Source organism: Bradyrhizobium sp. USDA 4504, assembly GCF_054063995.1.
The window spans coordinates 901,096-912,806 of sequence record NZ_JBSSGV010000001.1 but is presented as its reverse complement, the minus strand read 5'-3'; the positions used below and the strand labels follow the sequence as shown (position 1 = coordinate 912,806).

Genomic DNA, 11,711 nt, shown 5'->3' with positions numbered 1-11,711 from the left:
CACGCAACAAAAGACCGCTCGGTTTGGGGCGAGTTGCGGCTGTTTTCGGGCAAATGTTGCACAAATATCACGGACTTTTGAATTGCGGCATTTCCGCAAGCCATTGAAACAAAATACGAATATTTCAGTTACCGCTATCGGGCACAAGATTGGGCAACACCACGCGGAACGGTGTGCAAAACGCGTAGTCCTACTGAGAAAGCGATTGCTGAAGCCGGCTTCGGCAAGCGCTGATTCCGGTATCCGGGCACGACGTTTCGGCCCAAAACGCCGCGATTTGAACAACATAACCCGCCCTGAATACCGTCGACTCGCGCCTGGAAGGGCTTTCCGATGGCTCGGAGCAGGCCGAATGACGGCGGGCGGTTCGCCACGCATGTGCAGTAACGATGCTACATGTCACTGGGATGTCAGCGCGCAGAATCGGTCGATTTGTTCTCCGCAGCTCCGGCGCGCTGAAATATCTCTACTGCGCGCGGCGCACCCGCAAGGCTCGTCTCCGACGGAGCCGCGTCGCCCTCACTCGTCCAAAATGTCCAGGAGATCCTCGATCCGCTCGAAAGGCGGCTCGTGTATGTTGTCCGAATAGAACACGCGATCGCCGTCGCGCTGGAGCGAACGTGCTCTGGATTTGGGCAGCCTCCCGGGAAGGAACGTCGCCGCGACGGCCTCCGGGCCGACATCGAGCCTCACGATCCCTCGCCGCTTGCAATCGATCCTGAGCCTCGCCGCGGCGAAGAAGTCCCGCCCCGCCGACGGCAGCCTGCCGAAGCGGCGCGAGGTCTCTTCCTCGAGATCCTCCAGATCGTCTTCGCTCCGGCACCTCGCGGCACGGCCATAGATTTCAAGCCGCACGGATTCCGATTGCACATAGCTCCTGGGCAGCAGATCCGCGAGCGGAAGGTTGAGATCGGGCACCCACATATCGGCGGACCGGTCGTTGGTTTTCTCCGAGGCTTGCTTCAGAAGGTGGCTGTAGAGCACCGGACCGAAAACCTGCACGTGGCCGGATTGCCGCTCCGAAAGCAGATCCCCGGCGCCTCTGAGGTCGAGATCCCGCTCGCTGATCGCAAAACCGGCGCCCGGTCTGCTGAACTCCTCCAGAACGGCCAAACGCCTCCCGGATTGTTCCGAACTGGATTCGGTCAGCATGTATGCGAAGGCTCGTGTCCCGCCGCGTCCCACCCGGCCTCTGAGCTGGTGGAGCTGTGCCAGACCGAACTTTTCCGGCCAGCAGACCACGATGGTGTTCGCCCGGGGGATGTCGAGACCGCTTTCCACGATGTTGGTCGCCAGGAGGACGTCCGCCTCGCCTTCGACGAAGCTCATCATTCGATCGTCGATTTCGTCGACGGGTAGCTTGCCATGCAGGCAGACGATGCGGAGCTCCGGGGCCATCGACTGCACGCGCGCCAGCATCGGATCCAGATCCTGGATGCGCGGACAGATCAGAAAGCTTTGCCCGTGACGTCGCTGCTCGCGCAGCAATGCTGCGGCGATGGCGGCGTCCGAGAGCGGAGCGATCTTGGTCGCGACCGGAAGCCGATGAACGGGCGGGGATGCGATCACGCTCAGCTCCCTGAATCCCGCAAGGCCCGCCGCAAGTGTGCGCGGAATCGGCGTGGCACTCATCCACAGCGTATGGGCGCCCTTCGCCAGCCCTGAAAGCTTCGCCTTCTCGGCCGCGCCGAAGTGCTGCTCTTCGTCGACAATGACCAGGCTCAGCTTGGCGAACCTCACGTCCTTCGATGCGATCGCCTGCGTGCCGACCACGACCTTCATCTTGCCGCTTCGCAGGCCCTCCTTGGTCTCCTTCACCTCCGGAGCCGACGTCGCCCGCGACAGGCTTCCCACTTCGATGCCAAGCGGAGCAAACCGTTTGCGGAAGGTTGCAACGTGCTGCCTTGCCAGAACAGTCGTCGGCACGACGACGGCGACCTGCTTGCCCGACAGCGCAACGGCCGCCGCCGCGCGCAATGCCACCTCGGTCTTGCCAAACCCGACGTCGCCGCAGACGACCCGATCCATCGGATGACCGGACGCCAGATCATCGAGGACGTCGCGAATTGCCTTCGCCTGGTCGACGGTCGTGAAATACGGAAAGCGCGCGACGAACCGCTCATAGGCGGGACCGGGAGCGACCAGCTTGGGAGCGCGCCGGCGGCGCCGTTGCGCGATGTGTTTGGCAAGCGCCTTGGCGGCAGTCTGGATTTCCCGCTCCGCCTTGCCACGCCGCGTCCACCACGTACTGCCATCGGCCCTGTCCAATGCCAGCTTGCCGAGCTCCGCGGCATACGGCCAGATCAGCGCAAGATCGGCCGGCGGAACGAGGACGGCATCATCCCCCGCGAATGCCAGCCTGATCATCTCGCGCGATGATCCCTTCCCCATATCGAAGGTCTGCAAGCCATCGAGCACGGCCAGCCCGCGTTGCAGATGCACGACGACCGCGCCGCGCTCCGGCACGTCGGGATGATCGAAAGCCGAGCTCCAGGCTCGCGCCATGGGCTGCGGATGATGCGCCCTGCTGCCGAGCACGTCGGTCGCCGTCACGACGACGAGCGGCTTGCGCCCTGAGCCGATGAAGCCGGTGTCGAAGTCGGCCAGCAGCGCGCCTTCGCCGCCCCGCCCCTTCGCCGCCTCGTTCCAGTCGGCGAAGCGCTCCGCCTTGATCCCGCTCATTCGCTCCATCGCGCGCAGGTCATCTTCGACCGCCGCGACAAACAGCAGCCGCGATCCGGCGCGCTCGGTGTCGGCGACAAATGCGCGAAGAGCCTTCCGCGATGAGGCGACCTTCGAGAAATCAGGCGTGGCGGTGAAAGCTGCCTTTCGGGGCAGCGAGCTCATCCGTTTGGTCAGCCGTTTCCAGTCAGCGGGCCCCAGATACTCGCGCTCCGCCTCCCTGCGGCCGGCCGCCTCCTTGATCGTGCTCAGCCAGCTATCGGCGTGGCCCGAAACGCCGGCGTCCGCGATCCAGCGCGCGCGCTGACAATAATCCGGCAGCGCCGCCCGCTGTGCCCGCTTGCCTCCCAACGCGATCCGTTCGGACATCGGGTCGATGTGCAGTTCCTCCGCGTCGAACACGACGTCGTGCTCGTCTGGATCGACACCGGCGATTCTGCGGATCACGCCACCGGAATGCTCAATTCTGAACGGCCCCAGCGCGCCCGCGGGAAATACCTCGAACGTCATTCCGTGGAACAGAGCGCTGCCGGGATAATCCGCCTCTTCGTCGAGATCGTATCCCAGAGCTTCCAGACGATCCTTGAGTTCCTGCTCGGAATAGCCCGCCCCCACCTTCAGGCTGATGCTGAGGCGCGCCGAGCTGGCGGGCAACGGCAACCGCTCCATGATCGCCTCGGCCGTCGACACCAGGAAGACCGGCTTCTTGCTCCGGGCGAGGCGCCTCAACACCGAACTGCGCCGGCCGGCGATCTCTCGTGACGGCTCCAGCCCGTCAAAGGGCAAGGTATTCAGCCTCGGGAACACCAGCACCTCGAGCGAGGGATCGAGCGAATGCAGCACGCTGCCCAGGCGCTCTGCCCTGTTCTCGCTTTCCGCAAGGAAAACGATGCCGTCCCGCCCGGATTTCTTCCATTGCTCGAGAAGATGAAGCGCCAGCATGCCAAGCGGTGAGGAAGACGAGATCCCGGAACGCGCCGATCCCTTGCTTTTCTTCTTCGCGCCAGCAGCAGCGCGTGCCTTCTTGGTATTCGCCACGTCAGATCCGTCGTTATGTCGTGATTACGATCGCCCGTTGACCTGGATCTCCGGGCGACTCGGGGCTTGTCGCCCGCCGCCATGGAAGCGAAAGCGGCACAGATTTCCAGCCAAGCCGGCCCAATCCGCCCGAAATGGCGGCGGGGGCGGCCGGCAAAAAAACGATTCCTCTCTTGAAATCAACGGCTTGCTTGCTGGCTGGGGCGGGAGGGATCGAACCTCCGAATGGCGGAATCAAAATCCGCTGCCTTACCGCTTGGCTACGCCCCAACGCGCCGATCGAAGGCCACGTCGGTCTATAGGGTGAGTCCCGCCATTTCAACAGGGCGGCGATCGAAAAGGCACGAAAGCCGCAGGATGATGACGGTACTCTTTATAAGGCGACGCCGCGGTGGCCGAAACAGACCGTGCGATGTCCGTTCGGACTGTTGAGAGGGCGCCGGTTTCATGGGATGACAATTTGCAAACGCCTCGTCGGGAGTAACGCCATGACCTACCGTGCGCCGATCAACGATATCTTGCTGTCCCTCAATCACGGTGCGGGGCTCGCTGCCGCCGTGGAGGCCGGCCATTACGGCGATTTCGACGGCGACATCACCGCTGCGGTGCTAGAAGAAGCCGGCAAGTTCGCCTCCGACGTGCTGGCGCCGCTGAATCGTGTCGGCGACGAGCACGGCATCAAGCTCGACAACGGCAAGGTGACGACCGCGCCGGGCTGGCCCGACGCCTACCACCGCTGGACCGCCGCGGGCTGGAACGCGGTCTCAGGGCCGGAAGCATTCGGCGGCCAGGGCCTGCCGCTCGCGGTCAACGCCGCCTGCACCGAGATCTGGAGCGCGTCGAACGTCGCCTTCGGCCTCTGCCCGCTGCTGACGCTGTCGGCAATCGAGGCGCTCGATGCCCATGGCAGCGCCGAGCTGAAGAAGACCTATCTCGAGAAGCTGGTCACCGGCGAGTGGACCGGCACGATGCAGCTCACCGAGCCCAATGCCGGCTCCGACGTCGGCGCGCTGCGCACCCGCGCCGAACGCGCCCCCGACGGCACCTACCGCATCAAGGGCACCAAGATCTTCATCACCTATGGCGAGCACGACATGACCGACAACATCGTGCATTTCGTGCTTGCACGATTGCCCGATGCCCCCTCGGGCACCAAGGGAATCTCGCTATTCCTGGTTCCGAAATTCCTGGTCAATGCCGACGGCTCGCTCGGCGAGCGCAACGACATCCATGCCAGCGGCGTCGAGCACAAGCTCGGCATGCACGCCTCGCCGACCTGCACCATGACGATGGGCGATAAGGGCGGCGCGATCGGTTATCTGATCGGCGAGGAAAACCAGGGCATGCGCTGCATGTTCACGATGATGAACCAGGCCCGCCTCGGCGTCGGCCTCGAAGGCGTCGGCATTGCCGACCGCGCCTATCAGCAGGCGCTGGCCTATGCGCAGGAGCGAAGGCAAGGCAAGGCGATCGGCCACAAGGGCGACGGGATGGATCCGATCATCGTGCATCCCGACGTCAAGCGCATGCTGATGCAGATGCGCAGCATGACGGCGGCGGCGCGCACGATCTGCTACGCCACCGCGGTCGCGCTCGACGTTTCGGTGCGCGCCAGGGACGCCAAGGTGCGCGCCGAGGCCGCGGCCCGCGGCGCGCTGCTGACCCCGATCGCCAAGGCCTTCTCCACCGACATCGGCAACGAGGTCGCCTATCTCGGCGTGCAGATCCACGGCGGCATGGGCTTCATCGAGGAGACCGGCGCCGCGCAGCATTATCGCGACGCCCGCATCACCTCGATCTACGAGGGCACCAACGGCATCCAGTCGATCGACCTCGTCACCCGCAAGCTCGGCGCCAATGGCGGCGCCTCGGTCTGGGCGCTGCTGGACGAGCTCGCTGCCGTCATCAAGCAGGTCGAGACCTCCAACGATCCGGCGTTCGGCACCACGGGCGCCAAGCTGCGCGACGCGCACGCCGCGCTGGAGCGCACCAGCAAATGGCTGCTCGAGCGCCTCGCCTCGGCGCCGAACGAGGCACTGGCCGGCGCAACGCCCTATCTGCGGCTGTTCGCCGCAACGCTCGGCGGCTGCATGCTCGCCGGCGAAGCGCTGGCCGCCAAGGCGAACGGCGAAGCCGAGCCGCAGCGCTATGTCGCGCTGGCGCGCTTCTTCGCCGAGAACATCGCCGTGCAGGCGCCGTCGCTGGAAAAGACCGTGACCGAAAGCGCCGAGGCGGTGACCGGCGCGGATGCGGTGCTGGCGGGATAAGATACCTTCCACCGTCATTGCGAGGTCAGAGGGCCCAAAGCGCTGTGCTCGCCAAAGGCCCTCCTCGCTCGTTTGATGCACATGACGTGCCGCATCACAACTGTCGTCCCTGCTGTCGCACTAGCGTGTCTACACGGTTTTGGGGCGCGACAGATTGACTCGGTGCAGCAAGAAGTGGCGTCTCTGCAGCATGTTGTATGATTCTCTCACTGGCGCTTTGATTCGAAGGAGCGCCAGCGATGCAGCCGGATTTGTCTTTGGGTGAGTTCGGGGACGTTCGTCTCGACAAAAGGGGGCGACGCTTCTCCGGGCTATGCTTTGCACGCGCAGCGTCTGCTTGCGCCAGATGGCCCGGGGCGATTGGGCTGCCAATATGGCGTTCTGGCGGTTTGTGAACAACCCCCAAGTCACGATCGATAAATTGATTGAGGGCTGGAGCGCGCAGACGCGGACTGCGGTCAGCGGGCGTCATGTGCTGGCGATCCAGGATACGAGCGAGGTCAAGTTCCAGACCCAGGCGGGACGGCGGCGCGGGCTGGGCAAAGTCGGCAAGGGCAATGCTCGCGGCGTGCTGTTGCATGCGATGATGGCGGTGGATGCCGACAGCGGGGTCTGTCTTGGCCTTACTGGCGGCAACGTTTGGACGCGCAAAGGCAAGGTAAAAATCCCGCATGAGCGGCGCGCCTTGGCCGACAAGGAGTCGGCGCGCTGGGTGACGGCCGCCGAGCAAGGCCGCGACGTCCTGGCAGATGCCCGCATGATCACCGTCGTCAACGACCGCGAGGGGGATTTCTTTGCTCACTGGGCGCTGACGCCAGCTGAGAATGTCCATCTTCTGTCGCGTGCCATGCACGACCATGCGCTGGTCGATGGCGACACACTTTATCAGGCGGTCGAGCGGAGCCGCTTCTGCGACAACGCGGTGATCGATCTGCCGCAGCGAATGGATCGGCGCGGCCGGCAGGCCCATCTCTCGATGCGCTTCGGAACCGTCGTGCTCAAGCGGCCGCAGAGGCCCGGCGTCACCGACTTGGCGGAGGGCATCAAACTCAGCTTCGTAGAAGTGGTCGAGTTGCATCCGCCGAGAGGTGCGGAGCCCATTCGCTGGCTGCTCCTGACCACTCATCCGGTCGCCACCGTTAAAGACGCCTGGCAGATCGTCTCCTGGTACCGCCAGCGCTGGATCATTGAGCAACTCTTTCGCTCGCTGAAGAGCCAGGGTTTGCGCATCGAGGATAGTCAGATCGAGAGCGCCGAAGGCCTGATCAAGCTCGTGGCGGTCGCCACCAGAGCGGCATGTATCGTCATTCAACTCGTTCAGGCCCGCAACAGTGGCGAAGAATTGCCGGCTGAATTTGTCTTCACCGCAGAAGAGATCGAGACGCTCAGGGCCATCAACAAAACCATGAAAGGTCGCACCGAGCTTCAGAAAAACCACCATCGCCCCAACACTCTTGCTTGGGCGGCATGGATCATCGCAAAACTCGGCGGATGGACCGGCTACGCCTCCCACCGTCCACCTGGACCAATCACCTTCCACACCGGAATGGCCCGCTTCCAAATCCTCGCAAATGGCCCGACAAACGTGTAGATGCACTAGTGCGAAAGCAGGGACCCATAACCACAGCCTTCCGTTTTGAAACGAGCTGTGGCTCCAGCGTTGCAAACCAATCGGCACTTGTGGTTATGGGTCCCGGGTCGCGCTTCGCTTGCCCGGGACGGCATCGAGTTTTGCGCCTACCGCCGAATCATACGTTTCGTCAGCGATCCGCGCGAAACGCGCGAAATTCCTCCGGGCCGTCGAGCAAGTCACGCTTGCGCGCGGCCTGATCGAACTGGCTGGCGGAATGATCTGCCATTGCGTTGATGGCCGTGCCGGCCAAGTTCTGCGCGCGTCGCCGTTGATCGTCGTGCCTCGACCGAATATCCCGATCCACGGCTCGCCGACGACAGATCTCATCGGAGAGACGTTCCTGGAGGCATCCGTTGCCTCGATAAGATCGCTGCGTCATCTTGCACGATCCTTCCAGCAGGATCGGTACGGGCTAGGTCTCCCGTGTGCTGCCTGCTTGCTGTGGCGATTGTGGTGATTGCCTTGGCGCCGAAGGTTTGGACGCCGGGAATTTGGGTTTCCGCGGAGGCGCCGCGATCAATCCATCCCGTATCGCTTGCTTGCGGGCAAGCTTGCGGGCTCGCCGCACGGCCTCGGATTTCTCTCGAGCCCTTTTTTCCGATGGCTTTTCGAACGATCTGCGGCGCTTCATCTCTCTAAAGACGCCCTCGCGCTGCAACCTCTTCTTTAGAACTCGAAGCGCCTGGTCGATGTTGTTGTCCCTGACAAGAACTTGCAACGGATCACCTCTCTCGCGGTACAACGCACTTTGAATGAACAAGACCAGAGCCCGCTCTATCAATGACAGAGCGGGCCGCACTGCCATTCCAGTACACCCGTGGAACGGCAGCCGACCGACAACGTCGCGGAAGCTTCAGCCGCGGTGCTACAAGCACGCGTCCTCGCTTTCATCCGACGATGTCTTTGGAAAAAGGTCCTGGGACCGATCTACAAGGCTCAAGGCCAGTCGATCTAGTACAGTTATGCACTCATCTCAGCTATGCAAGACACAATCGCAGACCGTGAGAATTATATCCGACGGTTCAGCCACGGCGAGATCATGGCTGAACGGCGATGGCGGCTTGACCGCGAACGCGAAAAGCGGTTCCCCAAAAATCTCCATCGTTGCCGAGTAGCAAATTCGCTCCAACAGGCGCAGAGTACGGCGCTGCCGGACGACTGTTGAGCGCCGGCACCTGAGAGCCTGGGCAGCTCCCGCCACCAAAGGGAGCCGAAGATGGCAACCCGCTTCTATTTCGATATCCGCAACGGCGAGCAACTCTATGCCGACAAACAGGGCATCGAGCTACGCGACGAGGAAACTGCCGCGCACGAAGCGATGCAGTCATTGCTCAGCATAGCCAAGGAGAACCTGCCTTTGGATAAACACAGGCTGCTGGCGTTTGAGGTCCGGACGGACGAAGGGCCGCTGTTTCAGGTCAGTCTCAGTCTGGGTATCACAAGGTGCTAACTGCCGCGCTGCGCAGCCAAACTCAAGAATCCAGCCGGCAACTGCGCCAAGCGATAGCCACCTCAAGCACGGGCCCGTCGCCGTCCCGGACCTCGATGGCAATCTGATGGAAATTGTGACCGCGAAAGGAATCCCGAATGACGTCGGCCAAGGCGCGCGCAGCCTCCTCCTGAACCGCACCGAAGTTGGACATCTCCATGCCCTCTTCGTCGATCGCCAGGCCGCCGCCGTCACGAAGATCGAAATAATAGCGCGTCATCGGCATGGTAATTTACCCCGGCTCTCGATTGTTCCTGCGAAGACCGGGGAATGTGGCCGGTGAGGACAGTGGCGCGCGAGCCGTCCGGGTGAGTCATGACCGCAAAAGCGAGAGAGTTCCTTGATTTCTGGATTGAAAACAGCGTCCACGCTGCCGAGCAATATGGAACGCCGGGTGCCTCGCAGGACGTTGCCGAGTTGGCGCGCCGGTGCATCGAGATGGCGGGACAGCAAGGCCTGACGGAACAGGATCTGCGTGATGCGGCCGGCGATATCACTGACTACATCAGGATCAGACTGAAGGCGGCGAACAGGAAGGAAGCCGATCGTCCCAAATAGTTCGGGCCACGGCCTGGCTTCGCGGCCTGAACTGGCGGCCGAGGCCGCGAAACAACAGGTCCGCTTCAGCAACGTATCAGCGACGGACTCGACGTGCGTGATTGCGCGGCTTAACGCACGATGCGCTTGACCCGTTTGGTTCTCTTGGCAGCCACAGATGCCGTGCCAGCGGGTGCAGAGCCAGCCTGCGCGGCGGCCGCCTCGGCGTCACGCGCTTCACGGAGAGCCCGCAGACGCACCATGTTCTTGCGCACGGCGATCGCATCGCGCTCGACTTCAGCGATTGCCTGCGCACCGGCCTCGGCGGCAAGCCGCTGGCGTTGGGCCTTGGCCAGGCGCTCGGCAGAGAGTTCTTCCGGCTTCTTGGCCATGAGCGAATGAGCCCTTTGAAAAGCAGCGAGACCCGCTCAACCCATCAGAGGATCGAGCGGGCCGTGGCTGTCATCCCAGTACATCCGTGGAATAACAGATCGATTCAAGCCAGCCGAAGATCTTCGGCGCTGGTCTTGCCACGCATCTTGTCGACCTTGAGTTCGAACGACAGCTTCTGGCCCTCGGCGAGACCGCCAAGTCCGGCCCGCTCGACAGCGCTGATGTGAACGAACACGTCATTCGTGCCATCATCGGGCTGAATGAAACCGAAGCCCTTCTGGCCATTGAACCACTTCACAGTACCTGTAGGCATTTGTCTTCTCCAAAGCGGACGCACGTGAATTCGCGCCTGGTTCCGCATCATCCTTCAACCGACGATGTTCTTTGGAAAAGGGCCGCTTTGACCATTCAACAAGGCACAACGGCAAATCGAACGCTGCAAGCATACACACTTAATCCGCTAGGGCAAGCTCGGAAGCGCCGTCGATGGGGGCGAGCGGAGCTTCACCGAGCTGCCGTTCCGATAAACCGAACCATGTTTCGCGTAAGGGCTTGCGCCGCCGCGCAACTCGGTGATCGGTGACGCGGACGCAAATCGCGATATTCAACCGCCCGAACTTTTCGCCTTGCGTGGAACTCGCTTGGCGCGCGTCTGAACACTTGCTTTTGCCGCTGCCGGTTCCGTCGGGCGCGTGATCGGAAACGTCTCCCGCATATGCGCTGCCAGCATTGCACAGTAATCGGTCGCGAAACGAGGCAACGGACGCCGCTTGTCCCATGAGATAGTCAGAGGCTCCTGCAACACGCGGCGCCTGTGCGTGAGACCAACAATCCTTAATTCGTAGCGCCAGCACTGAAGCTGGGAGGGAACGATCGCGACGCCGTGCCCCGCCTCGGCCAGTGCCAGCAAGGTGTGCGGACTGCGACTCTCGAACGTGATCTTCGGTTTCAGCCCCGCCATACGGCTTGCCGCATCGAAAGCACGCCGAAATCCGAACCCGCTGTCCAGCAGCAGCAACGGAAGTTCGGCGAGGTCAGCGATCTCGATTGTGCAACGGGGACCAAGCGGCATCGACGGATGACAAGCAGCCAGTAACTGTACGGATCCAAGCGGAAGGCTGCCGAAGTGCTGCTCGTTCAGTCTGACGGCGTGCAGCAAATTTTGGCCGAGGTGAACTTCGCCGCGTTCCAGCATCGCCAATATCTCGCTGCCCGTCCCCTCCCTGATCCTGATCTCGACCCTGGGATATCGCTCCGCGTACCGGTGGAGAAAATCTGACAGCACGCTCTCGATGTGTTGCGGCGAGCCGGCGATCCTCAAGACCCCGGTATCTCCTTGGCGAAGCAGCTGAGCCTGCTCTTTCAGCGAATTGACGCTGTTGAGCAGCAGACGGCAGCCCGCAATCAACTGCTCGCCTTCGCCAGTCAATAGAAGCCGGCGCCCGACGCGATCGAAGAGCTGCAAGCCGAGCTCCCGTTCGAGACCGATGATTTGCCTGGACAGGGCGGGTTGGGCGACACGCAACCGCAATGCGGCCTTTGAGACGGTGCCGAGCTCGGCCACCGTCAAGAACGTGAGGGCCTGTTGAAGGTTCATGCCCGCTTATACCATTCGAGCATAAGGTTCGAGAAAATATATGTATTGGACGTATTTCGAAGCCTCGTGAAGAGT

At 62.5% G+C, this 11,711-nt stretch carries 11 protein-coding genes and 1 tRNA gene; 4 read left to right on the top strand and 8 right to left on the bottom strand.

Annotated elements, in window-relative coordinates; all coding sequences use genetic code 11:
* Nucleotides 1–519: 519 nt before the first annotated feature.
* Nucleotides 520–3,624, bottom strand: a complete 3,105-nt coding sequence (locus ACVMB1_RS03915) for a DEAD/DEAH box helicase (protein ID WP_076824471.1) — start codon at nucleotides 3,622–3,624, stop codon at nucleotides 520–522.
* 291 nt (nucleotides 3,625–3,915) lie between these two features.
* Nucleotides 3,916–3,990, bottom strand: a tRNA-Gln gene (locus ACVMB1_RS03910).
* Nucleotides 3,991–4,208: 218 nt separating this feature from the next.
* Between ACVMB1_RS03910 and ACVMB1_RS03905 the strand changes: the two genes are divergently transcribed.
* Together ACVMB1_RS03905 and ACVMB1_RS03900 are read left to right on the top strand one after the other, a co-directional pair.
* Nucleotides 4,209–5,987, top strand: coding sequence for an acyl-CoA dehydrogenase (locus ACVMB1_RS03905; protein ID WP_057015231.1), 1,779 nt, complete (start codon nucleotides 4,209–4,211; stop codon nucleotides 5,985–5,987).
* Between the two features lie 346 nt (nucleotides 5,988–6,333).
* On the top strand, nucleotides 6,334–7,578 hold the full coding sequence (locus ACVMB1_RS03900; RefSeq protein WP_229193590.1) for an IS4 family transposase: 1,245 nt from the start codon (nucleotides 6,334–6,336) through the stop codon (nucleotides 7,576–7,578).
* Between the two features lie 169 nt (nucleotides 7,579–7,747).
* Here ACVMB1_RS03900 and ACVMB1_RS03895 read toward each other — a convergent pair whose 3' ends face one another.
* Nucleotides 7,748–7,870 carry a hypothetical protein gene (locus ACVMB1_RS03895; protein ID WP_256520744.1) on the bottom strand — a complete coding sequence of 41 codons (123 nt, stop codon included), beginning with the start codon at nucleotides 7,868–7,870 and terminating at the stop codon, nucleotides 7,748–7,750.
* A 162-nt stretch (nucleotides 7,871–8,032) separates the two neighbouring features.
* Nucleotides 8,033–8,338 carry a 30S ribosomal protein S21 gene (gene rpsU, locus ACVMB1_RS03890; protein ID WP_076829105.1) on the bottom strand — a complete coding sequence of 102 codons (306 nt, stop codon included), beginning with the start codon at nucleotides 8,336–8,338 and terminating at the stop codon, nucleotides 8,033–8,035.
* Between the two features lie 498 nt (nucleotides 8,339–8,836).
* On the opposite strand from rpsU, the gene ACVMB1_RS03885 reads away from it, so the two are divergent.
* Nucleotides 8,837–9,070, top strand: a complete 234-nt coding sequence (locus ACVMB1_RS03885; RefSeq protein WP_057015230.1) for a DUF6894 family protein — start codon at nucleotides 8,837–8,839, stop codon at nucleotides 9,068–9,070.
* A 22-nt stretch (nucleotides 9,071–9,092) separates the two neighbouring features.
* Here the strand turns inward: ACVMB1_RS03885 and ACVMB1_RS03880 are convergent, their stop codons facing one another.
* Nucleotides 9,093–9,335: a DUF6894 family protein gene (locus tag ACVMB1_RS03880; protein ID WP_082653668.1), complete on the bottom strand. Its 243-nt coding sequence runs from the start codon at nucleotides 9,333–9,335 to the stop codon at nucleotides 9,093–9,095.
* An 89-nt stretch (nucleotides 9,336–9,424) separates the two neighbouring features.
* On the opposite strand from ACVMB1_RS03880, the gene ACVMB1_RS03875 reads away from it, so the two are divergent.
* Entirely contained in the window at nucleotides 9,425–9,667 is a 243-nt protein-coding gene (locus ACVMB1_RS03875; RefSeq protein WP_057015229.1) for a hypothetical protein, read from the top strand.
* A gap of 110 nt (nucleotides 9,668–9,777) precedes the next feature.
* Here ACVMB1_RS03875 and ACVMB1_RS03870 read toward each other — a convergent pair whose 3' ends face one another.
* The 3 genes from ACVMB1_RS03870 to ACVMB1_RS03860 all read right to left on the bottom strand — a co-directional run bounded on the left by ACVMB1_RS03870 (nucleotide 9,778) and on the right by ACVMB1_RS03860 (nucleotide 11,636).
* Entirely contained in the window at nucleotides 9,778–10,038 is a 261-nt protein-coding gene (locus tag ACVMB1_RS03870; protein WP_057015228.1) for a hypothetical protein, read from the bottom strand.
* 104 nt (nucleotides 10,039–10,142) lie between these two features.
* Nucleotides 10,143–10,352 (bottom strand): cold-shock protein, encoded by a 210-nt coding sequence (locus ACVMB1_RS03865; protein ID WP_028339489.1) that lies wholly within the window; start codon nucleotides 10,350–10,352, stop codon nucleotides 10,143–10,145.
* A 291-nt stretch (nucleotides 10,353–10,643) separates the two neighbouring features.
* Nucleotides 10,644–11,636: a LysR family transcriptional regulator gene (locus ACVMB1_RS03860; RefSeq protein ID WP_057015227.1), complete on the bottom strand. Its 993-nt coding sequence runs from the start codon at nucleotides 11,634–11,636 to the stop codon at nucleotides 10,644–10,646.
* Nucleotides 11,637–11,711: the final 75 nt, after the last annotated feature.